Source organism: Luteococcus sp. Sow4_B9 (assembly GCF_052116585.1).
Classification (GTDB): Bacteria; Actinomycetota; Actinomycetes; order Propionibacteriales; family Propionibacteriaceae; genus Luteococcus.
Map to the genome: position 1 here is coordinate 1 of NZ_JBQKKT010000023.1, position 26638 is coordinate 26638.

The following is a 26638-nucleotide window of genomic DNA, read 5'->3' on the forward strand; positions in this document are numbered from 1 at the left end:
CGTCCTGTTCGCCATGCTCAAGAACCGGGAGCCCTACCGAGCACCCGCCCCGACGCCAGAACCCTCACCCATACCCCTCGCCGCTTGACGAGCAACATAGGGACACCCCCCTGTTCCTGGGCGAGCACATCTCCCCACTCAAGGTCGTCGAGCTGCATGGAGATCCTCATTTCCTGTGACGCTGGGGAAGCAGAGTCCAGCCTGCCACGGAACCGAACCTGCCCGGCCCTGCGGTGACAGCCAAAGCTCAGGTGGGGGTCAAGACACAATTTGGTTCGTCGGGTCCGAGCACTGTTCACTGGATTCTGCTCGGGGATGGTCGACGATACGGGGGTACTCGTCAGCCGACACCAGTCGTCAACCTTCGGAGAGATCCCCCGTGAAGCGCATGTCCACTCGGCTGCTCGGTCTTGGTCTGGCCACCACGGCCCTGCTGTGCGGCCAGCTGCCCGCCCCAGCCACTGCCCATCTACCGGCCGCTCCCGTCCCGATGCCCGCCGCCCCGGCGCCGCAGGACCCCGATGCCGGCCTCTTCCCCCTCACCCCCGATATCGAGACGGTCACCGTCGACGGGCAGCCGCGCCGGGTACTGGCCGCGCTCTCCCCCACCACCGTTCCCCTCACCATGGTCGGCCTGACCTGGACAGGGCTGCAGGGCAACGCGCTCCTGCAGCTGCGCGTCAGGACCGATGCTGGCTGGCAGGCGTGGGAGACACACGACCTCGAGGCCCTGCCCGGGGAGACCACCGGACGCAAGGGCAGTGACCCGATCTTCACGGGAGCCGCGCTGGCCGTCGAGGCGCGCGTTCTGACCTCCCCCACCGCCCCCGCCACGATCAATGACCCGCAGCTGGCGGTGATCGACTCCCGTGAGGTGAGCGCCGACGAAAACCTGCAGGCAACGCAGCCGCGAGTCTCGAGCGCGGCTGCCAGCGCCACCGCACCCCAACCCGCGATCGTCACCCGCGCCGGATGGGGAGCAGATGAGTCCCTGCTGACGCCGAGCTGTGTCAAGCCGAATGTCGCCACCACCATCAAGGCGGCCATCGTCCACCACACGGCCGGTTCCAACAGCTACACCGCCGCCCAGTCCGCCTCCCAGGTTCGCGGCATCTACGCCTACCACGTGAAGACCCTCGGGTGGTGCGACATCGGCTACAACTTCCTGGTCGACAAGTACGGCACCATCTTCGAAGGCCGCCACGGCGGGATGGACGCTCCGATTCGAGGAGCCCACGCCACCAGCTGGAATACCGACACCGTCGGCATCAGCGTGATGATGAACTCCCAGACCGCACGCCAGAGCGATGCCTCCATGGCATCTGTCAGCAAGGTGCTCGCCTGGAAGCTGGCGGGCAACTACCGCGACCCGAACAGCAAGCTCACCCTGGCCGGGAAATACATCAACCGCATTGCCCGACATGGCGATGTGATGTCCACCGCCTGCCCAGGCACCAACATCACTGCCGCCATGCCGTCGCTGCGCAGCCAGGTGACGGCGGCCATGGGCGAATGGAAGACACCCATCTACCAGGAGTGGGTTTCGCAGGGTGGCGAGTCCGGCAAGCTCGGTTCCCCCCACCTGTTGGAGCGGCCGTGGAATGGCGGGCGCACCACCACCTTCACCAAGGGTGGGGTCTACCTGACCAGCTCGGGACAGACCCACTGGATGGATGCCGCCATCGATGCTCGGTATCGGCAGTCCGATGCCTTCCAGACGCTGGGCTGGCCGCAGGGTGACCAAACCCTGGACAGCGCCACTGGTGCCAATGTGGTGCGTTTCGACAAGGGCAGCATCCACTCCAGCCCGACCACGGGCACGCACCTGACCACCGGCGTTCTGGACACCTGGCTGCGCAAGAACCCAAGTCTCGCTGCACGGCTGGGGGCGCCCACCGGGGCAATGGTCTCGCAGGCGACGGGGTCCACCCAGTCCTTCGCCAATGGCACGGTCACCGTGATCGGCTCCACGATCTCCACCCCCTTCGGGAACTTCACGGCTGACGCCAGCATCGACGCCCTCAAGGAACTCGAGGCGTACACCCCGGGCACCCCGCCGTCGGGAAAGGTGGCCGACCTCGACGGCAATCGACGCGCAGACATCCTGACCGCACCGTCGGGCAGCACCCTGCAGTGGTACCCGACCACCAGTCAGCTCCAGCCGGGGCCGGCCCGAGCCGGGTCCAGCCTGGGCATGCAGGTCAACTGGATCTCGCACCTGCCTGATCTGGACGGCGACGGACATTCCGACTTGGTGGCGCGGCGCACCGACGGCAGCCTGTGGGCCTGGAAGGGCGCCGGGCACGGCCAGTACACGGCCCCCCGTCAGGTGGGATGGAACTGGAATGGCATGCGTGAGATCACCCTCATGCCGGACATGACGCGCGACGGCCTGCCCGAGCTGGTCGGCGTCTCCGGCGACCACCGCTTGATGCGATACACCCTGGGCCGCGATCTGCGGGTCACCTCGACGGCCACCATTGGCTGGAACTGGGGAGCGATCAAGCAACTCGCCACGGTGGGGGACATCCGCAGTGCCGGGGTCGTGGACCTATTGGCCGTCACGAACTCCGGCGCGCTGTTGACATACCACGGCTCGAGCTCGGGCACCCTGACCGGGCGCTACCAGCAGATCGGCCATGGCTGGCAGGACTTCACCGACATCGGTTCTGTGGGCGACGTCCATGACGATGGCCGCTGGGACCTGGCGGGCCACCGTGCCAGCGGACCGCTGCTCGTCTACGGCAACAAGGGCGGGGGCTCCTGGCAGCGACCGGTCGCGATGCTCCCCGAGGTCCGCGGGCTGGGGCCGATCGCCTGATCACTGGGCGGGTCGTTCGGGACGCACCGGCGCTGGCATGTCCAGCCCGGTGCGTTCCAGTTCCAGGGCTGCCAGTCGACGGATCACGTCCGCATTGCCCCGCTGCCACTCCCCCACTGGATCCGGTGTGATCCGGGCCAAGCGGTCTATCGGGAGATTGGCCATGGCGCGCAGTGCGAAGAGTTGTAGGTCAGCATCAGCGTCCACCAGATTTCGGGCAGCAGCTGCATTGCGCACGAAGCGGAGGCGGCGGGGCAACCAGAGCACGAGCGCCAACAGCGTAGGCAACAAGAAGGTCATCCACCCCGTCGCCAGGGCCAGCTGCTGGACGAGGTCCACCTGCTGCTCGGACTGTTCGGTGATCTGCCCCAGCCCCTCCGACAACCGGCCGAACGGTTCTCCCAGGCCGTTGCCGATACCCGGGATCCCGCCCACGTGCTCGCCCGCGGAGCGCATCTGCTCTGACAGGTCGCCGGCGGTTTGCGCCGTCTGCCGCGCCGGACCCGCCAAACTCCCGACCAGATCGCGCATGGCCCTCGAGGCCCACCACCACACGCCAATCCAGCACAGGACCAGCACGTCAGAACAGAGTTGCCGGGCCATCCTCCAGCTCGGTCTCGCATACACCTGCATCTGGGTCTCCTTCACCTGTCTGGGTCGAAGCCTCTGCCTGTACGGATGCCACCGTCGCAGCGATGGCATCGCCGCACGGAATTCACCGTCGTAAGGGGGCCAAGCACCATTCCCCTTGCTCATCACACCGGACCAGCCCCAGGACCTCCAGCTGGCCCAATGATGCCAGCGCCGCTGGCAAGGTCAGCCCGGCACGCTGCGCCACCTGGCCCGTCGACAGGGAACCGAGGCCCGGCAGGCACTCCCTGACCTGCATCAGGGCCGGATCCACGGAGTCCAGTCGACGGTCGGGTCCACCGACGGGCAGCATCGGGGATGATGACAGGGGTTCCACCAGGGCCAGGACGTCCGCGGCACCCGCCACCAGGGTTGCCCGCTGGTCGCGAATCAGGCGGTGTGGCGTGATGCTCAAGGACGAGTGCACGGGTCCAGGGACGGCCATCACCACACGCCCACAGGCCGCCGCCCAGGAAGCCGTGTTGTTCGCCCCCGAGCGAGCGGCAGCCTCGACCACGACGGTCCCCACGGCGAGGGCCGCGATCAGCCGATTGCGAGCCAGGAAGGCCACGCGTGTGGGATGCATCCCACAGGGAACTTCGCTGACCAGCAGGTGCTCACGGGCCATCCGCTCGAAGAGCTGACGATTGCCACGTGGATAGGGGGCGTCGAGTCCGCCCGCCAGGACCGCCACGGTCCGCCCCCCACAGGCGAAGGCACCCCGGTGAGCCGCGCCGTCGATGCCGTGGGCACCTCCAGAGACCACCGTCCAGCCAGGGCCCGACGGAGTTGCCAGGTCCATCGCGAGGTCCGTGGCCACACTGTCGCCGTAGGCAGTGCTGGCACGAGACCCCACCACAGCAACGGCTCGATCCGCCAGTTCTGCCAGCCGTAGGGGTCCCCGCAACCACAGTCCGAGCGGGGAGCCACCCTGCCCCGCGACCTGCGCCGAAGCCAGATCTCCAAGGCACTCGGGCCACTCGTCGTCACCGGGCATCACGAAGCGCACCCCGTGCTGCATCGCCTGATCGATCATCTCGTCGACATCGAGCAGCTTGGCACGCCGCGCCCACCTGCCTTCCTCCTGACTGGACCGCAGCACGTCCCACACCTGTGTCGCTCCAGCCTGTGCCACCTGCGCGGTCAAGCCCGGCGTGGCCGCCTCGCACACGTGGGTCAGCGCCGCTCGGGCGCGGCGCTCGTCCGTCCACAAGGACTCAGCGGAGATGCTCGTGGCTGTCATGCCGCAGCCTCCCGGGTTCCCCGTCGCATGGTGAGTGCGGCAGCGAGGTCCTCGCGACGGATCCGATCATGGCCGGCCAGATCTGCAAGGGTCCAGGCCACACGCACCACCTTGTCGGCGCCACGAGAGCTCAACCTGCCCGAGACCAGCGCTTCGTCCACCAGTTCCAGGCCCAGAGCCGCCGGCAAGCCTGACCGCAAGTAGGCACCCGGCACCTCGCCATTGGTGGTCCACGGGGTGCCCGCCAGCCTGCGCGCCTGGCGGGCCCTGGCCTCCAGCACACGCTGCGCGACGGTGGCAGTGGACTCTCCCGTGCCCAACTGGGCTTTCAGATAGGCCCTTCGGACGGGAACGAGCTGCTGGTGCAGATCGATCCGGTCCAGGATGGGGCCCGAGATCCGCTCGGAATAGCGACGCACTGCGGTGGCAGAACAACGACAGGCGGCCGTCACTTGACCGTGGTTCCCACAGGGACAGGGGTTGGAAGCCATGACGAGCTGGAATCGCGCCGGGAAGCGGGCCTGGATCTGCGCTCGTGAGATCGTCGCCACCCCCGACTCCAAAGGTGTGCGCAGGGCATCGAGTGTGCGCGGACTGAACTCGGGGGCCTCATCGAGGAAAAGGATCCCACGATGGGCCAGGGAGATGGCCCCCGGACGGGCCACCCGCCGTCCGGAGCCGATCAGGGCCGCCATGGAGGCGCTGCGATGGGGATCTGCATAGGGAGGGCGAGTGATCAGGCCCTCATTGAGGTCGTGCCCAGCCAGGGAATGGATGGCCGAGACCTCCAGTGACTCAGCCAGATCCAGGTCAGGCAGCAGCCCCGGCAAGCGCTCCGCCAGCATCGTCTTGCCCACCCCCGGCGGTCCCGTGAAGAAGAGATGATGTCGCCCCGCCGCGGCCACCTCGAGCGCAAAACGCGCCTCGTCCTGCCCCACGACCTCGGACAGGTCCGGCGCATGACGGTCCACGTTCCTCGGATGCGCGACGATGGGCGGCAAGAGCACCGGTCGACCATGCAGGACGTCAACGAGGTCGAGCAGCGAGTTGACCCCCCAGACGGTCACACCGTCCACCAGGGTCGCCTCGCCCACCTGCCCAGCGGGGACCACGGCCCGCGAGAAGCCCGCCTCTCGTGCGGCCAGCAGGGCAGGCAGGATCCCCCGCACGGGACGCACTCGACCATCCAGACCGAGTTCCCCCATCATGACCACCTCGCCGGCCAGCTCCGAGGGCACACTGCCAGCGGCTGCGAGCACGGCGGTGACAATGGCGAGGTCGTAGTGGGATCCGGTCTTGGGCAACGAAGCAGGCGACAGATTGATGGTGACCAACTGGTTGGGCCAGGGCAGGCCGACGCTGCTCACGGCTGCGTGCCCTCGATCGCGGGCCTCATAGAGCGAGGTGTCTGGCAGGCCGACGAGCACCGTCTTGGGCAGCCCACTGCCGATCGCTGCCTCCACCTCCACCAATGTCGCATCGACGCCCACCAGAGCCACCGACCATGTGGTCGCCGAGCTCATCGGGTGATCCCCCGAACGTGGGTGATGCGGTGGTTCCCTCCGGGAACCCGGAGGATCCCCACCGCGTCGATACGTATCGCGCTGGCGTCGATCCGCCGGCCCATGGCCCGGCGCTCGCGCACCCACAGCTGTGACAGATCCGTCAAGCGCTTCACCTTGACAGCGGTGATCGCCTCGAGTGGGTCTCCAAATCCGGTCCCTGAGCGGTATTTGACCTCCACGAAGACCAGCGTGGTCCGCTTCGGGCCTGAGGGTTCCCGCGCCACGATGTCGATCTCGCCATGGGCACATCGCCAGTTCCGATCGATGACCTGCCACCCGAGCCCTCTCAGGTGGGCGTCGGCCAGGTCCTCTCCCAGTCGTCCCATGCGCTGGTCATGGCTGCTGGTTGGTGCACGTCCGTCGTCCATTTCCACAACACCTCCGAGGACAAGGTGTGCATTGGGGGTGCAGGAAGTTCAGTCATCCACAGGGACGATCGTCCCATTCAGGATGTGGATGGCCGATGGTGATGGTTCAGCTCAGTCCTGATCGTCGGGAACCTGGAGATCGGAGTGGGCAATCTCCTCGATCGAGACGTCGCGGAAGGTCAGCACCTTGGCCGACTTCACGAAGCGGGCCGGACGGTACATGTCCCAGACCCACGCATCACCCATGCTGACCTCGTAGTACACGTCGCCACCCTCCGTGCGGACCTTGAGGTCGACGGCATTGCAGAGGTAGAAGCGCCGCTCCGTCTCCACCGCGTAGGTGAAGATCCCCACCACGTCCTTGTACTCGCGGTACAGGTCGAGTTCCAGCTTGCTCTCGTACTGTTCAAGGTCTTCGGCGCTCATGGTGCGACCACCATAGCGCGCCGGACGTTGGCATAGCTGAAGCGATGGATGGGGCAAGGACCGTGCCGCTCCAAGCGCTCCTGGTGCGCCTTCGTCGCGTAACCCTTGTGCACCTCGAAGGAGTACTCCGGGTAGGCCCGGGCATAGTCGACCATGATGCGGTCCCTCACCACCTTGGCCACCACCGAGGCGGCCGCAACACAGGCAGCAACACGGTCTCCCTTCCAGACCGCCAATCCGGGAACACCGAGCCCATCGACGGGAAACCCGTCCGTGAGCACATAACTGGGCCGTACCTCCAGCCGGAGCAGGGATCGCCGCAGACCCTGGATGTCCGCCTCGTGCATTCCGAGGGCATCGCACTCGGCTGGCTCGATGCGCACCCAGGACACGGCCAGTGCCTTGGTCATCACCTCGTCGTAGACACGCTCACGGGCACGTGCGGTGAGCAACTTCGAGTCGGCCAGGCCATCGATGCGCCGTGACGGACTGTCGGAGAGCACGACCGCGGCTGCCACCATGGGCCCTGCACACGCGCCGCGGCCAGCTTCATCGGCCCCCGCCACGGGACCCATGCCGGCGCGAGCCAGCGCCCTCTCATAGCCGTAGATCCCCCTGCCCGGACGAATCACCGCAATACCACTCCCCACTGATTGCCGGTGGGCTGCGGTCAGCGCCCGTAACCGTCGGAGACGACGACTCCCTCGGCGGGGGCAGGCTCCTCGGGGCCGGCCACGGCATCAAAGGCGTCCGGCGTGGTGAAGCGCGTGATGCGATCAAAGGGAGCAGCGATGGCCACTGTGGGCCCCACCACCTTGTCCAGCGGGATGAAGGCATTCGATCCCTTCGGCACCCCGTCCTGCAGGTGGATCCGGGAGTCGCCCGATGCGTCGCGATGATCGCCCATCACGAAGATGTGGTCCTGGGGAACGACCACCTCGAAGTCCCAGTCCGAGGGAGCCACCTGTGCGCCGTCCGGGCCGGTATAGAGGTAGCTCGTTTCGTCGAGCGCGCTGCCGTTGACAGTGATCCGGCCATCCGGATCACAGCACTTCACGCGATCGCCCGGCATGCCGATCACCCGCTTCACCAGGTGGTTCGTGCCGGTCGCCGGAAGAATGCCGATGGTCTCACCAACCTTGCCAAGACCCGTGCGCTCGGCAGGACGATCCAGGATCCAACCCGCCGGGTCCTCGAAGACCACGATGTCCCCCCGCTTGAAGTCACTGAGCTTGGAGACCACCACACGGTCATTGATCTCCAGCGTCGTCTGCATGGAACCGGAAGGAATGATGAACATCTGGCCGACGAAGGCCCGCAGGACCGCGGAGATGACAAGTGCACCGATGATGACGACCAGCAACTCACTGATCGCGCCGCGCACCCTGCGCCCAAAGCCTCCCGACCTCTCGTCGGGCGCATGGGCCCCCTGCTCCTGAGTGGCGTGGGCACGCGGCTCCTGGGTCACTGGGCACACCTTCCGGTACTCGGCAAGCGCCTGCTGCGCTCGTCCTCGCATGAGTCTAGGCGGCGCCCGCGCCCCAGAACGCACGCCACGTGCCATCGTGACCTGTCCATTGGTCACAGAGCCGCGGACCGACGGTCAGGCATCTGGCGAGCTGATGCAAGAAGGGCGTGGGGGCCGCCCCCCCCCCGCCCCGCCCCCCACCCCCCACATTCACGAGGGAAACGCGATCAGACGCGCTTCTCCTTGATCTTGGCAGCCTTGCCGTGCAGACCACGCAGGTAGTACAGCTTGGCGCGACGCACGTCACCGTGACGATCGACCTCGATCTTGTCGATGATCGGCGAATGCAGCGGGAAGGTACGCTCGACACCCGTGCCGAAGCTGACCTTGCGCACGGTGAAGGCCTCCTGGACACCACCCGCATTGCGGGCGATCACGACGCCGGCGAAGACCTGGATACGCGAGCGGGTGCCCTCGACGACCTTCACATGCACCTTGACGGTGTCTCCCGCCCGGAAGTCCGGGTGGTCAGTGCGCAGGGAGGCCTTGTCGAGCTCCTGGATGATCTGGTTCATTGTCTCTTCCTCGCTGGTGCCACAGGTCACCATGCTGAATGTCTTGGTCTAAGGTCTCCGCGTCTCCGGACGGTCCCCCTGTGGCAGGAGCCGGATGACGTAGAGCAACAGCTGGACATTCTTCCACAGGTGACCGCCACCCGCGAAATCGGCTGAACCGTGGACGGTGCATGCTGGACAGCAGGACCACGTGGTCAGTTCACACCCAGTCAGGAGAGTCGGTGACCGAGGAGGAGTTCGACGCCTTCTACACGGCTTCCTATGCCCGCGTGGTGGGCCAGATCCACGCCATGTGCGGAAACTGGGCCGAGGCGCAGGACTGCACCCAGGAGGCCTTCGTACGGGCGTGGGACAGACGAGGTCAGCTGGATCGCAATGACGCTCCCGAGGCGTGGGTTCGCACCGTTGCGTACCGGCTGGCCGTCAGCCGTTGGCGCAAGGCCCGTCGAGCCTTCCGTCAGCCGGACCGTGCGGTCGAGGACCGCCACCCACAGGAGCCAGATGCCAACCGGGTGCTGCTCGAACGAGCCCTGGCCCAGCTCCCGGAGGAGCAACGGCGCGCGATCGTGCTGCACCACCTGTGTGACATGGGTATCGACGACATCGCGGCCGAGACTGGTAGTCCCACGGGAACCGTGAAGGCGCGACTGTCCCGGGGCAGGGCTGCCCTCGCCCGGATTCTGGCCGTCGCCGAGGATCGCGGAGAATGAGGGCAGGAATTCTGCGGATCATGCAACCCCAGGGGCTCGCCATGCGTAGACCCGATGTAGAGATCCACCACACGGTCGGCCAGTCAACGCCATACCGGCCCACAGCACTCTCAGGAGAGGAGGAGCGACGGTGAACAACCAGCACGACTGGGATGACCTCGATCCCCGCAGCGCCGCCCTCTTCGCGGAACTGCGGATGCCCACTGACGAAGAGCTGAATGGCCCCGCGCCGGAGGAGATCCGCCGGCGCGGCGACCGGCGGCGCACGCGCCGCAGGGCCGCGACGGCCGGAAGTGGACTGGTGGCCTGTTTGGCCGTGGCTGCAGTGCTGCCACTGTCCGGGCTGGGCAGGACGACGCCGGTGGTCGTCCAGCCCGCCGGATCGGCTTCGCCACCGCCCGCAACGCCCCCGCCCGCAACGCCCCTGCCCGCCAGGACGACTCCTCGTCCGAGCGGCGAGCAGATCCCCGCAACCCGGGTCCAACCAGAGGGCGACGCGACCGGGGTGGCGACCGGTTCACCGATCACATGGCGCAATGTTCCAGACGCCAGCCAGATCCTGGCTGCTGGCGCTGGGGGCCTCCAGGTGCTGAACGAGGTGGAGTGGGACGGTTTCACGAGCCCGCAGGCGGCACTGAGCGCGTGCGAGCGCAATCGTTATGGCCTTGGACAGCAACGGTTGCTGGAGCGGGCGCTCGGCGGCGAGGCCAGTGTGCAGGTCTCGGTCTATGAGTTCGAGACATCGGACCAGGCCTCCGCGTCACACAAGACCATCTCCGATTGGTACGACGACTGCTCCGGGCGGCTTTCCGAGTCGAATGCGACAGCCATTGACCAGGACGCGCTCACCGATGCGCCCGTCGGACAGCTCGCGCGATCCGTCGAGCCGCACGAGGCAGAGCTGCGTCGCATCGTCGTGCGCAGACAGGATGGTGCCGTCTTCGACGAGACGGCCGCGGTCTCGGTGGTCGGGCGTCGTCTGACGTGGATCGTCCGGACCACATCGGGAACCGAGGTCCCCCAGTCCACACCCTTGGCCAGCGACCCCGCAGCGAGCACGAACCTCACTGCGTCGGACCTGCTCGCCCGATGACCAACGGCTGACCTTCCGTCCTGCCAGGGACGCCAAAGGGACCGGCCGGGATCACTCCCGACCGGCCCCTTCGAGCAGTTCGTGCGAATTACTTGCCTTCGCCGCGGAACAGCGACTTGATGAGGTCACGGTTCAGCTGGCTGATGCTCTCCAGCGGAATGCCCTTCGGGCAGACCTGGGCGCACTCGCCGATGTTGGTGCAGCCGCCGAAGCCCTCCTCGTCATGCTGCGCGACCATGCCCTTGACGCGGCTGTACCGCTCGGGCTGGCCCTGCGGCAGCATGGCCAGGTGGGTGATCTTCGCCGACGTGAACAGCATCGCCGAGCCGTTCGGACACGCCGCCACGCAGGCGCCGCAGCCGATGCAGGTGGCATTGTCGAAGGCCTTGTCAGCCTCGCGCTTGGGCGCGGGGGTGGCGTGGGCATCCGGAGCGGAACCCGTGTTGGCGGAGATGAAACCGCCAGCCTGGATGATGCGGTCGAAGGCACCACGATCAACGACGAGGTCCTTGATGACCGGGAATGCTCCGGCCTTCCAGGGCTCGATGTCAATGACGGCGCCGTCGGCGAACGAACGCATGTGCAGCTGGCACGTGGTCGTGTGCTGGCCACCGTGTGCGACGCCGTTGATCACGACGCCACACATGCCACAGATGCCCTCGCGGCAGTCGTGGTCGAAGGCCACCGGCTCCTCGCCCTTGACGGTGAGCTCCTCATTGAGGAGGTCCAGCATCTCGAGGAAGGACATGTCCTCGCTGACACCGTCGAGCGGGTAGGTGACCATCTGGCCCTTGGCGTTGGCGCTGCTCTGACGCCAGATTCGAAGCGTGACCTTCACTTGTAGCTCCTCTGCTTGAGCTCGATGGCCTTGTAGACCAGGGGTTCCTTGTGCAGGATCGGCTTGTTGCCCTCGCCGGCCCACTCCCAGGCGGCGACGTAGGCGTACTGGTCGTCGTGACGCAGCGCCTCGCCCTCCTCCGTCTGGCTCTCTGCGCGGAAGTGACCACCGCAGGACTCGCGACGGTGCAGCGCATCGATGCACATGAGCTCGCCCAGCTCCAGGAAGTCGGCCAGACGACCGGCACGCTCCAGGGTCTGGTTGAAGTCCTCGTTGACGCCCGTGACCTTCACATTGCTCCAGAACTCATCACGCAGAGAACGGATCTTGTGGATGGCGGTCTTCAAGCCTTCCTCGGTGCGCTCCATGCCGCAGTACTCCCACATGATGTTGCCGAGCTCCTTGTGGATGGAGTCGACAGTGCGGGTGCCGTTGATGCTGAGCAGCGTGTTGATGCGGTCGGTTGCCGACTTGACGGCTTCCTGCACTGCCGGGTGGTCCAGCTCGACGTGCGCATGCTGGGCAGCATCCGCCAGGTAGTCGTTGATGGTGTTCGGCAGCACGAAGTAACCGTCCGACAGGCCCTGCATCAGGGCCGAAGCGCCCAGACGGTTGGCGCCGTGGTCGGAGAAGTTGGCCTCACCGGTGCAGTACAGACCCTCAATGGAGGTCATCAGGTCGTAGTCCACCCAGACGCCACCCATGGTGTAGTGGACGGCCGGGTAGATGCGCATCGGAACCTTGTAGGGATCGTCAGCGGTGATCTGCTTGTACATGTCGAAGAGGTTGCCGTACTTAGCCTCGACGGCCTTGGCGCCCATGCGGTTGATGGCGTCGGAGAAGTCGAGGTAGACACCGCGACGCACCATGCGCTCCTTGCCCGTGACCGGGTCGACCTCCTTGACGGCCGGGCCGACACCGCGACCCTCGTCGCACATGTTCTTGGCCTGACGCGAGGCAATGTCACGCGGGACCAGGTTGCCGAAGGCCGGGTAGATGCGCTCCAGGTAGTAGTCGCGATCCTCCTCGGGAATCTGGCGCGGATCCTTGTCGCAGTCCTCGGCTCGCTTGGGAACCCAGATGCGGCCGTCATTTCGCAGCGACTCCGACATCAGGGTCAGCTTGGACTGGGTCTCGCCGTGCACCGGGATGCAGGTGGGGTGGATCTGCGTGTAGCAGGGGTTGCCGAAGTAGGCACCCTTGCGGTGCGCACGCCATCCGGCGGTCACATTGCAGCCCATGGCATTGGTCGACAGGAAGAAGACGTTGCCGTAGCCGCCGGTGGCCAGGACCACCGCGTCGCCGGTCCACGCCTCGATCTTTCCGGTGACCATGTCACGGGTGACGATGCCCTTGGCCACGCCGTCCACGGTGATCAGTTCGATCATCTCGTGGCGGGTGTGCATCTTCACCGTGCCGGCGGCCACCTGGCGCTCCAACGCCTGGTAGGCGCCGATCAGCAGCTGCTGACCCGTCTGGCCTCGGGCGTAGAAGGTGCGCTGCACCTGCACGCCGCCGAAGGAGCGGGTGTCCAGCAGGCCACCGTACTCACGAGCGAACGGAACGCCCTGGGCGACGCACTGGTCGATGATGTTCGCGCTGACCTCGGCCAGTCGGTACACATTGGTCTCACGGGCGCGGTAGTCGCCGCCCTTGACCGTGTCATAAAACAGACGGTAGGTCGAGTCGTTGTCATTGCGGTAGTTCTTGGCCGCGTTGATACCACCCTGTGCAGCAATCGAGTGCGCACGACGGGGGCTGTCCTGGTAGCAGAAGTTCTCCACCTGGTAGCCAGCCTCGCCCAGCGTGGCGGCAGCGGCGCCGCCGGCCAGACCGGTACCGACGATGATGACCTTCAGCTTGCGGCGGTTGGCCGGGTTGACCAGCTTGGCCGTGAACTTGCGCTCGCTCCAGATCTTGTCGATCGGGAGATCCTTGGGAGCCTTGGTGTCCTCAATCTCCTCGCCGACGGTCCAGTAGTCAGCGGCATTCAGCAGGGTCTCGGTCATTATCCAATCACTCCACTCAGAATCATCACCGGGGGCACGAGGAAGCCGATGAAGAGCAGGGCGGCGATGATGCCGGACAGGCTCTTGAGCAGCTTGCGCGAGCCGGCGCTCACATTGGCGCCCAGCGTGATGAAGGCGCTGGCGCAGCCGTGGTAGATGTGCAGGCAGACGGCGATCATGAAGATCGCGTAGGCCAGCACGACCCACCAGACGCTGAAGCCCGCGACCACACGGTCATAGGGGGCCAGATCGGTCACACCCGGCGCGTAGCCGGGACGCAGCACCTGGGCGGTGTAGTGCAGCAGGTGCATGACCAGGCCGAGCACCAGGATGATGCCGCTCCAGATCATGGTGCGGGCCGCGAAGGAGCTCTCCATGTTCTTCTTGTTGGCATAGCGCGCGCCGCCGACATTGCGGTTCTTGCGCCCGGTCAGCTGGGCAGCCGACCACATGTGCAAGCAGATGCACACCAGCAGGAAGACTCGGAAGGCCCACAGGAACCACATCGGGGGCACGATCGGGTACAGGAAGCGACGCAGGTAGTGAGAGTACTCATTGAACTCCGCGCCGTTGTCGGGAAGCAGCAACTTGGTGTTGCCGAACATGTGCATGAGCAGGAAGCCGATCAGACACAGGCCAGTGACGGCCATGATGGCCTTCATTGCCACTGTGGACCGGGCTGCTCTCTGATGGTTGGTAAGAGTTGTCGCCACAGGCTCACCCTAGACAATTCGAGTCCCGAGTGTGAACACGAACCCGAAGAGCGAGCCAAAATCTTCGAATTGTTACCAACTGCACCCTGACTTGGGAAGATTCAACCTCCACCCGGTCATTTAGAGCACAACTTCCGCACGTAAATCAGGGCATCAGGTCCGGCCGGCGACGTCGTGTGAGCTCGACGGCCTGCTCCCGTCGCCAGCCCGCGATCTGGGCATGGTGACCACTGAACAAGACCTCCGGAACCTCCAGCCCGCGCCAGACGGGCGGCTTGGTGTAGACGGGGTACTCGAGCAGGTGGTCCTGCCCGTCGGAGTGCGACTCCTCCGTCAGGGACTCGGGATTTCCGATCACGCCTGGGATCAGGCGCACGATGGCTTCGATCATGGCCAGCGTGGCCACCTCTCCCCCATTGAGGACATAGTCCCCCAGGCTCAGTTCGCGCACCTCCATCCGGGTGGCCGCGTATTCCATGACACGACGATCGATGCCCTCGTAGCGCCCGCACGCGAAGAGCAGGTGCGACTCCTCGCTGAGCTCATAGGCGATGGGCTGGCTGAAAGGGATACCCGACGGCGTTGGGACCACCAGCACGGGGGGCTCGTCGAGGTCCTCCAGCAGTGCATCGAAGCACTCGCCCCAGGGTTCTGGCTTCATCACCATGCCGGCGCCGCCACCATAGGGGGTGTCGTCAACGGTGTTGTGTCGGTCGTGGGTCCACTGGCGCAGGTCATGCACCTCGGCCTGCAGGAGGCCCTTGGCAATGGCCTTGCCCACCAGCGAGAGCTGGAGCGGGGCGAAGTAGTCCGGAAAGATCGAGACGATGTCGAGCTTCATCGCTGGACCCCGCCATCGGCGATCTCCGCATCCTCGTCCTCGAGCAGTCCGGGGACATCGGCCAGCAACACCGTGCCGGCCGCCAGGTCCACCTCGGGTACGAGTTCACTGACGAAGGGAACCAACCGGTCCCCCCGCTGCGTCCGGATGGTCAGCAGGTCCTGCGCCGGCAGGTGCACCACCTCCACGACTTGCCCGGCCACGGAGCCATCGGCCCGCCGGGCCTCCAGCCCGACCAATTGCCGGTCGTAGTACTCGTCCTCCTCCTCCGGGAGTTCATCGGGATCGACGTCCACGACGAGGACAAGGCCGCGGGCCTCCTCGACGGCCGTACGATCGGCCAGTTCTCGGAAGTGGACCAGCAGCCGCCCGGAGTGCCAGCGCGCCTGCTCGATGGTGAGTTGCCTGCGGCTGCCCTCCACCCGCAGGACCGATCCGGGCTCGAATCGGCGCTCGGGTTCATCGGTACGAAGGTCGATCGCCACGTCGCCACGAATTCCATGGGCGCGGCCGATCACGCCGACCACCACTTCGACCGATGCACTCATCTCGCCGTGTCTCCTCACTTCCGGCCGCTCGTGGCCGGTTCCATCCTGTCGTGTTGCCCCGTGGGGCGCGACCAACGCGCCGGGGATGCGTGACGCCCCGCACCCTCATCGGGTGCGGGGCGTCACGTCTGCTGGTCTGTCGTTCAGCGACGGAATCCGCGCGAGCCAGAGCGGCGGTCCACGTCAACGAAGTCGACCCGAACCTGCTCTCGGCCGGCCAGTGCCGCCACGACGGTGCGCAGCGCAGAGGCGGTGCGGCCCTGACGACCGATCACCTTGCCGATGTCCTCCGGATTGACCCTGACCTCCAGCATTCGGCCTCGGCGCAGGTCCTTGTCCTTGACGACCACGTCGTCAGGATTCGTGACGATGCCGCGCACCAGGTGCTCCAGGGCGTCCGCGAGCACGATCAGGCCTCTTCGGCGGGAGCCTCGGCAGGAGCCTCGTCAGCCTTGGGCTCCTCGGCGGGAGCCTCCTCGGGGGCCTCGGTGGTCTCCTCAGCGGACTCCTCGGCCTTCGCCTCGTCGTCCTTCGACTTCTTCTTGCTGATGGCGTCGTTCTTCGGCGCATCGTCGGCCTCGGCCAGGGCGGCCTGGAAACGGGCCAGCTTGTCGGCCTTCTCCGGCTGCGGGTCGACACCGGACGGGCTGGTGTCGCCGGTGAACTTCTGCCAGTCACCGGTGCGCTTCAGGATCGCGACAACGGCCTCGGTGGGCTGGGCGCCCACGCTCAGCCAGTACTGGGCGCGCTCCGAATCGACCTGAATGACCGAAGGATCATTCTTCGGGTGGTACAGGCCGATCTCCTCGATGGCGCGACCGTTGCGCTTGGTGCGCGAGTCCATCACGACGATGCGGTAGTGAGGCGAGCGAATCTTGCCGAGACGCTTCAGACGAATCTTGGTTGCCACGTGTGTGGTTCTCCTGTTGGGAATGGCATCGGGACTGCCCCGAGGCCAGGCGGGTGACCCGTGGGATCGCGTGTGGGGCACGCGTCGCGGGGTCGGATGAATCCACGTCGCCAGAGTTAGAGGGCGCCGACGACACAGATGCTCTCCCCATTCTGCCAGATCTTGACGCCTGAGGCCATCCGGCCGTACGTGCGACGCGAGACAGCCCCTCAGGTGATCTGCTTCACGATCCGGCCCCTCAGGATGACCAGCCGCGGGTGCCGAGCAACCCCCAGATTGACCCGCGGGTCCTCGTCGAAGACGACGATGTCCGCGCGAGCTCCTTCCTGCAGACCAGGCCGCCCCAGCCAGTCCCGGGCCCGCCACGAGGCGGCCCCCAGTGCGAACTCCGCGCCGCCGATCTCACCCAGCAGCTCGATCTCCTGGCCCAGGATGCCGTGCGGCATGACGCCGCCCGCATCTGTACCTGCATAGATCGGAACCCCCGCTTCGTGCGCCTTGCGAAAACGTTCGAGGCGGGTGGCATACAGCTCTCGCATGTGGGCGGCATAGACGGGGAACTTCTTCTCGCCGCTGGCTGCGATGTCGGGGAAGTTCTCCAGGTTCACCAGCGTGGGCACCAGCGAGACCTGACGTTCGGCCATCTGGGCGATCACCTCGTCGCTGATGCCCGTTCCGTGCTCGATGCCGTCAATGCCCGCCTCCACCAGTTCCGCCACCGAATCCTCGCCGAAGCAGTGCGCCGTGACCCGGGCTCCGACCTCGTGGGCCCTCTCGATGGCCTCGCGCGCAACATCCACGGGCCAGAGCGGCTTGAGGTCGCCCTCATCGCGATCGATCCAGTCGCCCACCAGCTTGACCCAACCATCACCGGCCGCGGCCTGCTTCTGGACGGTGGCGACCAGATCCTCAGGCTCCACTTCATCGGCATAGTTGCGCAGATAGCGCTTGGGGCGGGCAATGTGTCGGCCCGCGCGGATCACCTCGGGAAGGTCCTCGCGCTCGTCGATCCACCGGGTGTCCGACGGGCTGCCCGCGTCACGGATGAGCAGTGTGCCGGCATCACGATCGGCCACGGCCTGCTCCTCGGCCTCATCAGCCCCGATCGCCCCCTGGGTGTCCAGCCCAATGTGACAGTGGGCGTCAACGAGACCCGGCATGAACCAGCAATCGCTGGCCACCGTGATGGCGTCCTCGATCCGCTCGAAGGTGACCACCCCGTCATGCACCCACAGCTCGGTGTGCTCTCCCGACGGGAGCATGGTGCCGCTCAGGTGCAGACGCACCTCTGGGCCATCCGGGACCACCTGCTCCCCAATGTGGGTGTGCGTGTGCCCGTCATGGGTGTGGGTGTGGACCGGGCTGGGCATCGAGGCGTGCTCGTGGTGTCCGCTCATGCGCCAATCCTGCACGAGTTCAGGCACTTCCAGAAGGGGTCGCGTGTTTCCGTTCGCCGTGGGCATGCCCCCGTACGTGGATCAGCGAGGGCCTTGGTTCTTCTGGTTGAACATCTTCTGCATCTCAGGCGGGAGCTGGAAGTTCTCCATCGCGGCCGCGAGATCAGCCTCGGAGGGTTCCGCTCCGGCACCGACGCCGAAGGCGGCACCCGCGTCCACGATCTGGGAGGCCGTCGGCTTGGCCTGGGCCGCGGCAGCACGCTTGGCCGGATTGCCCGAGACCTTGCTGCCCTTCTTGCTCTTCTTTGCCTGGGCCTTGGCCTGCTTTCGTGGACCACCCATCCCGGGCATCCCGGGCACGCCGCCCTTGCCGCCCATCATCCCGGCCATCGACTGCATCATCTTGCGGGCCTCGACGAAACGGTTCACCAGGTTGTTGACGTCGCTGACCTCAACACCGGCACCCTTCGCAATGCGGGCACGTCGAGAGCCGTTGAGAATGCCCACGTCGTCACGCTCGGCCGGGGTCATCGAGTAGATGATCGCCTCGATGCGGTCGATCTCCTTCTCGTCGATGTTGGCGATCTGGTCCTTCATCTGCCCCATGCCCGGGAGCATCCCGAAGATCTTGCTCATCGGGCCCATCTTGCGCAGCTGCTGCATCTGGGACAGGAAGTCGCCAAGGCCGAACTCATTGCCCTTGCCGGACATGAGCTTCTCGGCAGCGCGACGGCTCTGTTCCTGGTCGAAGTGCTTCTCCGCCTGCTCGATCAGGGTGAGCATGTCACCCATGTCGAGGATGCGGGAGGCCATCCGGTCGGGGTGGAAGACGTCGAAGTCCTTCAACCCCTCGCCATTGGAGGCGAACATGATCGGCTTGCCGATGACTCGGGCGATCGACAGGGCGGCACCGCCTCGGGCATCGCCGTCCAGCTTGGTCAGCACGACGCCGTCGAAGCCCACGCCTTCCTCGAAGGCGAGCGCCGTGTTCACGGCGTCCTGGCCGATCATGGCGTCGACGACGAAGAGGGTTTCATCCGGGGTGACGGCCGCCTTGATGTCAGCGGCCTGCTGCATCAGCGTCTCGTCGATGCCGAGGCGTCCGGCGGTGTCGACGATGACAACGTCGTACAACTTGCGCTGGGCCTCGAGGATGGAGGCGCGGGCCACGGCGACCGGATCGCCGATGCCATTGCCGGGCTCGGGGGCGAAGACGTGGGCCCCGGCCCGCTGGCCCACGATCTGCAGCTGGTTCACGGCATTGGGACGCTGCAGGTCGGCGGCCACCAGCAGGGGCGAGTGCCCCTCACTCTTGAGCCACAGCGCCAGCTTTCCGGCCAGAGTCGTCTTTCCCGCGCCCTGCAGACCGGCGAGCATGATGACCGTCGGCGGGTTCTTGGCGAAGCGGATGGTGCGATCCTCGCCGCCGAGGATGTTGACCAGTTCCTCGTTGACGATCTTGATGATCTGCTGCGTCGGATTGAGGGCTTCGGAAACCTCCTCCTCACGGCAGCGTTCCTTGAGGTTGGCGACGAACTCCTTGACCACGCTCAGGTTGACGTCGGCCTCGAGCAGCGCGATGCGAATCTCGCGTGCCGTCGCGTCGATGTCGGCCTCGGTCAGACGACCCTTGCCACGCAGACCCTTGAAGGTCGCTGCAAGACGATCGGAGAGTGTGTCGAACACGTGTTGGTCCTTCGCGTCATCGTTGTCGTCGCGCCCGGGGGCGACCGTCAAGGGTCAAGGATACGGGCAAGCGCCGCCTGCGGGAGCATCCCCGCGTTCGCCGTGCGGCTGGAAGGGTGCGAAACCCGGCTCAGTCACCCATCAGGCCGGTGACGAAGCCGTCCGCTTCGAATGGCGCCAGGTCATCGACGCCCTCCCCCAGACCGATCAGCTTCACCGGCACACCGAGCTCGCGCTGCACCTGGACCACGATGCCGCCCTTGGCGGAGCCGTCGAGCTTGGTCAGGACCAGACCGCTGACGTCCACGACGTCGCGGAAGATCCTGGCCTGGACCAGACCGTTCTGGCCAGTGGTGGCATCCAGCACGAGCAGCACCTCGGTCACGGGGGCGATCTTCTCGATGACCCGCTTGACCTTGCCGAGCTGGTCCATCAGCCCCGTCTTGGTGTGCAGGCGGCCAGCGGTGTCGATCAAGACCACATCCACGCCGTCGGCGATTCCCTGCTCCACGGCCTTGTAGGCCACCGAGGCGGGATCGGCGCCCTCCTCGCCGCGCACCGTCGCGATGCCGACTCGCTCGCCCCAGGTGGACAACTGCTCGGCCGCAGCTGCCCGGAAGGTGTCCGCGGCGCCCAGCAGCACGGTCTTGTTCTCCGCCACCAGGACGCGCGCCAGCTTGCCGCACGTGGTGGTCTTGCCGGTGCCGTTGACGCCGACCACCATCACGACGGCGGGCTTGCCATCGGTCTTCTGCAGGTTCAGCGAACGGTCCATCGTGGGATCCACGAGCTTGACCAGTTCACGACGCAGCACGGTGGCGGCATGGCCGGAGTCGTTGACGCCATCGATCGCGAGCTCGCGACGCAGGGTTGAGACCAGCTCCGTGGTGGGCCCGACGCCCAGGTCCGAGCTGATCAGCGTGGCCTCGAACTCGTCCCAGGTGTCCTCGTCCAGGCGGTCACGGGACAACAGGTCGGCCAGACCACGGGCCAGGGCATTGTTGCTGCCGGCGAGCCGTCGCCGCAGACGCGCCAGCCGTGAACCGGCTGCCTCGGGAACCTCGACTCCCTCCTCGGGCTCCACGACTGCGACATCGGAGCCGCGCTCCGGCGCAACCTCGGGAGTCGGCTCCGCCTTCGGGACCGCACGGCGATTGCTCGTCCAGATGATGCCGGAGGCGATGAGGAGGCAGAGGATGACTCCACCGATGATCAGCCAGAAGAAGTTGTCCACGCGGGCATCCTACCCAGACAGCAGTTGGCCCCGGCGCCTCTCGGCACCGGGGCCAACCCGAGGTTCTGTGGAGTGCAGTGCGTGACTCAATTGGCGACGGCCATCTGGGGCGCGCCGGCATCGCTGTCCGTGGCGTCGATGACCGGCTGCTGCGGACGGGGCTTCTGCTCCGCTGGGCGGACGTCATCGGCCACCGTCTGCGCCGCGTCGTCACGGCGGGCATCGGCGGAGCGAATGGGCAGCTTGACGGACTTGATCCGCTCTCCCAGACCGCCCTCACGCTGGGCACTGCGCACGGCCTCCGCCTGGCTGTTCACCAGGTCAACCAGCGCCTGCGGCGGCTCGGCATCACCATTCATGTGACGAGCAGCGACGGCAAGGTGGTTCGCAGCGCGCGGCGCCTTCTCCCGGAAGGCTCCCTTCATGCCCACCGCCACGACGGCAAGACAGACAAGACCGATCACGACGATCAGGATCAGGGTGATGACGAAAGCGGGCACTGCGGTGGCTCCCTGCTGAGGGTGGAGTGGGACTACCCCAAGTCTAGGCGCTATGCCGGGCATAATAGCGGCTTTCCGGGGGCGTGGCGCCGTGAACACACAGCAAAGACTCAGCGGACGAACGGTGCAGCCGCCGCTGGGCGGGCATGGTCATTCGTCGCGGTGCAGACGCTGGCTGATCACGGTCGAGACGCCGTCCCCGCGCATGGTCACGCCGTACAGCGCGTCAGCGATCTCCATCGTCCTCTTCTGGTGCGTGATCACCAGCAACTGCGAGGACTCCCGCAGCTGTTCGTAGATGCCCAGAAGTCGGCCCAGGTTCGCATCATCGAGCGCCGCCTCCACCTCGTCGAGGATGTAGAAGGGGCTAGGCCTGGCCATGAAGAGGCTGACCAGGAAGGCAACGGCCACCAATGACCGCTCACCTCCCGAGAGCAGTGAGAGGCGTTTGACCTTCTTCCCTGCTGGACGGGCCTCCACGTCCACCCCCGTGGTGAGCCACTGACCGGGCTCGGTGAGGACCAGTCGGCCCTCACCTCCGGGGAAGAGGCGCGGAAAGACCTCGTTGAAGGTGCGCTCCACATCCAGGTAGGCGGCGGCAAAGACCTCCTCCACGCGACGGTCCACCTGCTCGACGATGTCCATCAGGTCCTTGCGGGTCTGTTTGAGGTCCTCCAGCTGTTCGGCGAGGAAGGCGTGCCGTTCCTGCATCGCGTCGAACTCCTCCAGCGCGAGCGGGTTGATCCGGCCAAGCTGCTGCAGATTGCGCTCGGCCGCGCGCAGGCGCTTGGCCTGCTGCTCTCGTACATAGGGAACGGGATCGGGAACCTCGTCCTCGTCGGTGAGGGCCGTCCCGTCCGGCCGAGTCAGGACGGGCACGAACTGGTCTGGACCATACTCGGACATCAGGATCGAAGCCTCCAGGCCGAGCTCGGTCATGGCGCGTTCGGTGAGCTGCTCGATGCGCATCCGCACCTCGATGCGGGCCATCTCGTCGCGGTGGGCGCCCTCGACCAGCTTCTCCAGTTCTCTGGCCAGCTCCCGGGTCTCGCGACGGGCGACTGCCAGCTGTGCATCAGCAGCCTGTCTGGCTTCCTCGGCGGCCGCACGCTCCACCGTGGCCAGCCGACGACTCTCGTCGACACGGGTCAACAGCCAGCCGGCCGCTTCATGCACGGCGCGGGCAGCCTCCGCCTCCCGACGCAACTGGGCGGCACGAGCAGCAGCCTTCTCACGTTCCTGACGCTCTGCGACGGCCGCCCGCCGTAGTGAATCGGCGCGCCCTGCGAGTGCACGGACACGTTCCTCCGCCGTGCGCAGGGCCAGCCGCGCATCCATCTCCTCGGTGCGGGCCGTGCGTGCCAGTTCGGACTGTCGGTCGCGTTCGGACGAGTCGGGTTCCGCCAGATCTCCCTGCGCAGATGCATTCGCCAACCGGGCCTCCAGGTCAGCCAAGCCCGCCTCGTCGCGCACTCGGGTGGTCTGGGCATCCAGGATCGACTTCTCCAGCCGATCGGCCTCGGCCCTGGCGGACTTCTGTGCCTGGGCCAGCACACTGACTTGCCGGGCGAGGTCCGAGGCCTCCTTCTCGGCCAGCTTCACTGCCTGGCGGGCGGCCAGACGTCGGGCATTGACCTCTTCCAACCGGACAGTGCACTGCTTGATCTCGGTCTCCAGCCCGGCCAGAACGGACTGCGCGTCCTCGAGGTCGCTGCGTGTCTGGTCGATGGCTGCCTGGATCTCCAGCCGCGACGATGACGCAGCCGAACCGCCCTCCACGTACCAGGATGAATAGAGGTCTCCGGAGCGAGTCACTGCGGCCAGGTCATGGTGCTCCTGCACCAGCCGGATGGCCTCGTCAGGTCCTTCGACGAGCACGACATGCCCGATCAGCTGGTCGAGCGCCGGCTGCAGCGGCTCCGCGACGTCGATGGCCTGGGTGGCGCTGCGGAATCCGTCGGGCACCTCCACGGCCCCCACGCGACTGGCACCGCGCAGCAGGAGTCCCACACGGCCCAGCCCCCCATCCTCCAGGTATTCGAGGGCACGTCGGGCATCGGCCAGCGAGTCGAGTGCCAGCGAATCCGTGGCGCTACCCAGGGCCGCCGCGATGGCAACCTCCCATCCGCTCTCGATGCCGATGAGTTCGGCCAGTTGCCCGAGAATCCCCGGGATCTCGTCACGGGCGCCAAGCAGGGCCGCCGGGGCGTCGGTACGGTCCAGGCCCATTTCCAGGGCCTCGATCCGGGCAACCAGCCCGGCCCTGAGCTGCTGAGCCTCCTGCTGGCGACGACGAAGGTCCTGCAGTTCCCGTCCCACCTCGTCGACCGCCGAGCTTGCGGTCTCCAACTCTCGTGCCAGCTCGTCACCGGCGCCCCGGTGTTCGTCCGCGCGGCCGGAAGCCTGACTCAACTCCTGAGCAGCGGACTCGGCCCGCAGCGCGGCCTCGTCGCGCTGCACGGTCAACCGCTCGACCTGTTCGGAGGACGTCTCCAGGCGCGTCTTGAGGGAGTTGACCTGCCCGGTGAGGCGGGCGAGACCCTCGCGACGGTCCGCGATGGCCCGCAGCTGGGTGGCATGGGCGCGATCGGCCTCGGCATGTGCAGTCTCGGCATCGCTCCTGCGCCTCTGGGCATCCTGCAGAGCCTGCTCCAGCTGCTCCACCTCAGTGCGCAGCTCATGCTCCTGGGCCCTGGCCTGGGCTGCCTCCTGTTCCAGCAGTTCCGGGTCACGCCCGCGTTGACCGGTCTCCGGCTGGGCTTCGGCATGCCTCATGCGCTCCGCGGCGATCTGCTGGGTGGTGCTGACACGTTCTCTCAGGGCCGCCAGCGCATACCAGGTCTCCTGTGCCTCGTTGAGCCGCGGTTGTGCCTGGGCGAGGGCCAGTTCCGCCGCATGTTCGGCCTCACGGGCGGCTTCCAGCCGGGCCTCGGCCGCGGCCCTGGCGCGCTTGAGGTTGGCCTCGTCTGCCAGATCCGTCTCGAGTGCGATGGTCGCCTGGGTGAGGTCATCGCCCAGGAGGCGTGCCTTGGCATCGCGCAGTTCCGACTGGACGACGGCAGCCTTGCGCGCCACCTCGGCCTGGCGTCCCAGCGGCTTGAGCTGTCGCCGGATCTCCGCGACGAGGTCCTGCAGCCGGTCCAGATTCTGCTGGGTCGCGTCCAGCTTGCGCAGGGCCTTCTCCTTGCGCTTGCGGTGCTTGAGGACCCCGGCAGCCTCCTCGATGAAGCCGCGCCGGATCTCCGGAGTGGCCTGCAGGATGGTGTCCAGCTGTCCTTGACCAACGATGACGTGCATCTCGCGCCCGATGCCGGAGTCACTGAGCAGTTCCTGCACGTCCAGCAGGCGTGCCTGGTGTCCATTGATGGAGTATTCGCTGCCTCCATTGCGGAACATCGTGCGGGTGATCGTGACCTCGGTGTACTCGATCGGCAGTGCACCGTCGGTGTTGTCGATCGTCAAGGAGACCTCGGCACGGCCGAGCGGAGCACGTCCGGAGGTGCCGGCGAAGATGACGTCTTCCATCTTCCCGCCACGAAGGCTCTTGGCGCCCTGCTCGCCCATCACCCAGCTGAGGGCATCGACCACATTGGACTTGCCCGATCCATTGGGCCCGACCACACAGGTGATGCCGGGCTCGAAGTTCAACGTCGTCGCCGACGCGAACGACTTGAAGCCGCGAAGCGTCAGGCTCTTGAGGTACACGGACTAGACCGCCTCGGTCCGTCCGGACTCACCATCCGCAGCGAGGAGCGCGGACTCACCATCCGCAGCGAGGAGCGCGGACTCACCATCCGCAGCGAGGAGCGCGGACTCACCATCCGCATCAACCACTTCGGGTGCCACGACGGGTGCGATCAGAGGCAGGTCCTCCGGATGACCTGCACGGACGGCCCGGAAGGTCCACAGCTTGTTGACGATGAAGTTGATCGGCATCGTCAGGACGATCTGGATCAGGGAGGCGTAGTAGAGCTTCTTGCGCAGCCCCGTGGTGTCATCCATCCAGCCAAAGAAGTTCTGCAGGTAGAGAGCGGATTCCGGCTTCAGGAGCGCGGTCTGGATCACCAGGCCCACCATGAGGGCGACGGCACCGATGCCCATGAAATTCGCCAGACCACGCCACCACGCGGCCGCTCCGTGACCCCGTGCCTTGAAGGTGAGGCGACGGTTGAGTTCGTAGTTCCACGTATTGGCCACCATGAAGGCCACGACTGTGAAGACGTGGTACCAGCGAACATTGAACTGCGTCAGCGGCAGGTCCACGGCAATGCCCTGGTAGTGCGGGATCAGCTTCTCGAAGAGCCAGACCACGGCCAGGTTCACCACGACGCCTGAACCGCCGACCATGCCGAAGGTCAGGAACTGGCGCAGGTTGCGCTTGCCACGCTGTCGGCGGGATTCGGTTGACTGGTTCACAGTCATCGGATACTACCCACGCTCGGCCCGCGCCCCCGGGATGCACCCCTTGGGGGCCGTTGGCATGTCGGACAGAAGTGGCTCGACCTGTTCATGAAGTGGACCCGTTGCACCTCGTCACCGCACCGGGGACAGGGCCTGCCCTGCTGGCCATAGACATTCAGCGAGCGGTCGAAGTAACCCGACTACATGACTCTGTGACGCTGAAGTCTCCGGGCATTGCCGGACCTTGCCGGACTGTATCGCCCCGAAGACAAACTCGCGGGACATCAGTCAGCCCCCGGTCCCGCCCAGACTCCAGGCGGCCGCTAGGTCGGTCGCGCGCACCGTCGCTCGATAGTGCACCCAGGTCCCCCGGCGCTCGGACTCCAGGAGGCCAGCCTCACGAAGCTTCCGCAGATGGTGGGAAACAGTCGGTTGGGAAAGACCAAGATCGGGAAGGTTGCACACACAGACGCCAGCCTCGCCGGCGTCCAGGACGGCGAGCAGCAACTGCAGCCGCGTCTCATCCCCGAGTGCCTTGAAGACCCCAGCCAGCTCGGCAAGGGGTGTCGCCAACGGAGGTCTCTCACGATTCACCACACTAGTTTGACAAGTTTCGATACAGAAGTCACGCTTGGATCGATGCATATCGAATCAAGGAGCCT

26 protein-coding genes are annotated in these 26638 nt (G+C 66.4%); 3 read left to right on the plus strand and 23 right to left on the minus strand.

Annotated features, from left to right (window positions below):
• Positions 1–388 precede the first annotated feature (388 nt).
• Positions 389–2821, plus strand: a complete 2433-nt coding sequence (locus ACTQ49_RS12300; RefSeq protein ID WP_441828174.1) for an N-acetylmuramoyl-L-alanine amidase — start codon at positions 389–391, stop codon at positions 2819–2821.
• On the opposite strand, the gene ACTQ49_RS12305 is transcribed toward ACTQ49_RS12300, so the two are convergent.
• From ACTQ49_RS12305 to rplS, 8 genes are all read right to left on the minus strand, one after another.
• Positions 2822–3352, minus strand: coding sequence for a hypothetical protein (locus tag ACTQ49_RS12305; RefSeq protein ID WP_441828134.1), 531 nt, complete (start codon positions 3350–3352; stop codon positions 2822–2824).
• Between the two features lie 184 nt (positions 3353–3536).
• Positions 3537–4694, minus strand: coding sequence for a DNA-processing protein DprA (gene dprA / locus ACTQ49_RS12310; protein WP_441828135.1), 1158 nt, complete (start codon positions 4692–4694; stop codon positions 3537–3539).
• On the minus strand, positions 4691–6217 hold the full coding sequence (locus tag ACTQ49_RS12315; RefSeq protein WP_441828136.1) for a YifB family Mg chelatase-like AAA ATPase: 1527 nt from the start codon (positions 6215–6217) through the stop codon (positions 4691–4693). Before ACTQ49_RS12315 ends, dprA begins: the two co-directional genes overlap by 4 nt.
• Positions 6214–6627: a YraN family protein gene (locus ACTQ49_RS12320; protein ID WP_441828137.1), complete on the minus strand. Its 414-nt coding sequence runs from the start codon at positions 6625–6627 to the stop codon at positions 6214–6216. The genes ACTQ49_RS12315 and ACTQ49_RS12320 overlap by 4 nt, the downstream gene beginning before the upstream one ends.
• A gap of 111 nt (positions 6628–6738) precedes the next feature.
• Positions 6739–7053, minus strand: a complete 315-nt coding sequence (locus ACTQ49_RS12325) for a DUF2469 domain-containing protein (RefSeq protein ID WP_342091180.1) — start codon at positions 7051–7053, stop codon at positions 6739–6741.
• Positions 7050–7691 (minus strand): ribonuclease HII, encoded by a 642-nt coding sequence (locus ACTQ49_RS12330; RefSeq protein ID WP_441828175.1) that lies wholly within the window; start codon positions 7689–7691, stop codon positions 7050–7052. The genes ACTQ49_RS12325 and ACTQ49_RS12330 overlap by 4 nt, the downstream gene beginning before the upstream one ends.
• 32 nt (positions 7692–7723) lie before the next feature.
• Complete coding sequence (lepB, locus tag ACTQ49_RS12335) at positions 7724–8521, minus strand: signal peptidase I (RefSeq protein WP_441828138.1); 798 nt, start codon at positions 8519–8521, stop codon at positions 7724–7726.
• A 227-nt stretch (positions 8522–8748) separates the two neighbouring features.
• The gene (gene rplS, locus ACTQ49_RS12340; protein ID WP_441828139.1) at positions 8749–9096 is read right to left on the minus strand and encodes a 50S ribosomal protein L19; all 348 of its coding nucleotides are present in this window, start codon (positions 9094–9096) and stop codon (positions 8749–8751) included.
• A gap of 221 nt (positions 9097–9317) precedes the next feature.
• On the opposite strand from rplS, the gene ACTQ49_RS12345 reads away from it, so the two are divergent.
• Positions 9318–9806: a SigE family RNA polymerase sigma factor gene (locus ACTQ49_RS12345; RefSeq protein WP_441828140.1), complete on the plus strand. Its 489-nt coding sequence runs from the start codon at positions 9318–9320 to the stop codon at positions 9804–9806.
• A 130-nt stretch (positions 9807–9936) separates the two neighbouring features.
• Entirely contained in the window at positions 9937–10899 is a 963-nt protein-coding gene (locus ACTQ49_RS12350) for a hypothetical protein (RefSeq protein WP_441828141.1), read from the plus strand.
• Positions 10900–10987: 88 nt separating this feature from the next.
• Here ACTQ49_RS12350 and ACTQ49_RS12355 read toward each other — a convergent pair whose 3' ends face one another.
• The 15 genes from ACTQ49_RS12355 to ACTQ49_RS12425 form a co-directional block, all read right to left on the minus strand.
• Positions 10988–11737 (minus strand): succinate dehydrogenase/fumarate reductase iron-sulfur subunit, encoded by a 750-nt coding sequence (locus tag ACTQ49_RS12355; protein ID WP_441828142.1) that lies wholly within the window; start codon positions 11735–11737, stop codon positions 10988–10990.
• Entirely contained in the window at positions 11734–13746 is a 2013-nt protein-coding gene (locus ACTQ49_RS12360; protein WP_441828143.1) for a fumarate reductase/succinate dehydrogenase flavoprotein subunit, read from the minus strand. The genes ACTQ49_RS12355 and ACTQ49_RS12360 overlap by 4 nt, the downstream gene beginning before the upstream one ends.
• Positions 13746–14396, minus strand: coding sequence for a succinate dehydrogenase cytochrome b subunit (locus tag ACTQ49_RS12365; protein WP_441828176.1), 651 nt, complete (start codon positions 14394–14396; stop codon positions 13746–13748). Before ACTQ49_RS12365 ends, ACTQ49_RS12360 begins: the two co-directional genes overlap by 1 nt.
• Before the next feature lie 208 nt (positions 14397–14604).
• Positions 14605–15300, minus strand: coding sequence for a tRNA (guanosine(37)-N1)-methyltransferase TrmD (gene trmD / locus ACTQ49_RS12370; RefSeq protein ID WP_441828144.1), 696 nt, complete (start codon positions 15298–15300; stop codon positions 14605–14607).
• Complete coding sequence (gene rimM, locus ACTQ49_RS12375) at positions 15297–15848, minus strand: ribosome maturation factor RimM (RefSeq protein ID WP_441828145.1); 552 nt, start codon at positions 15846–15848, stop codon at positions 15297–15299. The genes trmD and rimM overlap by 4 nt, the downstream gene beginning before the upstream one ends.
• 143 nt (positions 15849–15991) lie before the next feature.
• A complete protein-coding gene (locus tag ACTQ49_RS12380; RefSeq protein ID WP_441828146.1) occupies positions 15992–16255 on the minus strand; it encodes an RNA-binding protein in 264 nt (87 codons plus the stop codon).
• Positions 16256–16257: 2 nt separating this feature from the next.
• Positions 16258–16758 (minus strand): 30S ribosomal protein S16, encoded by a 501-nt coding sequence (gene rpsP, locus ACTQ49_RS12385; protein ID WP_441828147.1) that lies wholly within the window; start codon positions 16756–16758, stop codon positions 16258–16260.
• A 209-nt stretch (positions 16759–16967) separates the two neighbouring features.
• A complete protein-coding gene (locus tag ACTQ49_RS12390; protein WP_441828148.1) occupies positions 16968–18155 on the minus strand; it encodes an amidohydrolase family protein in 1188 nt (395 codons plus the stop codon).
• An 81-nt stretch (positions 18156–18236) separates the two neighbouring features.
• Complete coding sequence (ffh, locus tag ACTQ49_RS12395; protein ID WP_441828149.1) at positions 18237–19841, minus strand: signal recognition particle protein; 1605 nt, start codon at positions 19839–19841, stop codon at positions 18237–18239.
• A gap of 130 nt (positions 19842–19971) precedes the next feature.
• Positions 19972–21075 (minus strand): signal recognition particle-docking protein FtsY, encoded by a 1104-nt coding sequence (gene ftsY / locus ACTQ49_RS12400; protein WP_441828150.1) that lies wholly within the window; start codon positions 21073–21075, stop codon positions 19972–19974.
• Between the two features lie 86 nt (positions 21076–21161).
• Complete coding sequence (locus ACTQ49_RS12405) at positions 21162–21575, minus strand: hypothetical protein (RefSeq protein WP_441828151.1); 414 nt, start codon at positions 21573–21575, stop codon at positions 21162–21164.
• 150 nt (positions 21576–21725) lie between these two features.
• Entirely contained in the window at positions 21726–25280 is a 3555-nt protein-coding gene (gene smc / locus ACTQ49_RS12410) for a chromosome segregation protein SMC (protein WP_441828152.1), read from the minus strand.
• A 3-nt stretch (positions 25281–25283) separates the two neighbouring features.
• Positions 25284–25991, minus strand: a complete 708-nt coding sequence (locus ACTQ49_RS12415; protein WP_441828153.1) for a GtrA family protein — start codon at positions 25989–25991, stop codon at positions 25284–25286.
• Between the two features lie 2 nt (positions 25992–25993).
• Positions 25994–26155: a zinc finger domain-containing protein gene (locus ACTQ49_RS12420; RefSeq protein WP_441828177.1), complete on the minus strand. Its 162-nt coding sequence runs from the start codon at positions 26153–26155 to the stop codon at positions 25994–25996.
• A gap of 109 nt (positions 26156–26264) precedes the next feature.
• Positions 26265–26621 (minus strand): ArsR/SmtB family transcription factor, encoded by a 357-nt coding sequence (locus ACTQ49_RS12425; RefSeq protein ID WP_441828154.1) that lies wholly within the window; start codon positions 26619–26621, stop codon positions 26265–26267.
• Between the last annotated feature and the right edge of the window lie 17 nt (positions 26622–26638).

Coding starts and splice junctions, on each gene's coding strand:
- rplS (WP_441828139.1), bottom strand. CDS start 9,096: ATGAACCAGATCATCCAGGAGCTCGACAAGGCCTCCCTGCGCACTGAC.
- trmD (WP_441828144.1), bottom strand. CDS start 15,300: ATGAAGCTCGACATCGTCTCGATCTTTCCGGACTACTTCGCCCCGCTC.
- ACTQ49_RS12390 (WP_441828148.1), bottom strand. CDS start 18,155: ATGAGCGGACACCACGAGCACGCCTCGATGCCCAGCCCGGTCCACACC.
- ACTQ49_RS12360 (WP_441828143.1), bottom strand. CDS start 13,746: ATGACCGAGACCCTGCTGAATGCCGCTGACTACTGGACCGTCGGCGAG.
- ACTQ49_RS12315 (WP_441828136.1), bottom strand. CDS start 6,217: ATGAGCTCGGCGACCACATGGTCGGTGGCTCTGGTGGGCGTCGATGCG.
- ACTQ49_RS12320 (WP_441828137.1), bottom strand. CDS start 6,627: ATGGACGACGGACGTGCACCAACCAGCAGCCATGACCAGCGCATGGGA.
- ACTQ49_RS12305 (WP_441828134.1), bottom strand. CDS start 3,352: ATGCGCGATCTGGTCGGGAGTTTGGCGGGTCCGGCGCGGCAGACGGCG.
- dprA (WP_441828135.1), bottom strand. CDS start 4,694: ATGACAGCCACGAGCATCTCCGCTGAGTCCTTGTGGACGGACGAGCGC.
- ACTQ49_RS12300 (WP_441828174.1), top strand. CDS start 389: ATGTCCACTCGGCTGCTCGGTCTTGGTCTGGCCACCACGGCCCTGCTG.
- rimM (WP_441828145.1), bottom strand. CDS start 15,848: ATGAGTGCATCGGTCGAAGTGGTGGTCGGCGTGATCGGCCGCGCCCAT.
- ACTQ49_RS12425 (WP_441828154.1), bottom strand. CDS start 26,621: ATGCATCGATCCAAGCGTGACTTCTGTATCGAAACTTGTCAAACTAGT.
- ACTQ49_RS12365 (WP_441828176.1), bottom strand. CDS start 14,396: ATGGCCGTCACTGGCCTGTGTCTGATCGGCTTCCTGCTCATGCACATG.
- ACTQ49_RS12325 (WP_342091180.1), bottom strand. CDS start 7,053: ATGAGCGCCGAAGACCTTGAACAGTACGAGAGCAAGCTGGAACTCGAC.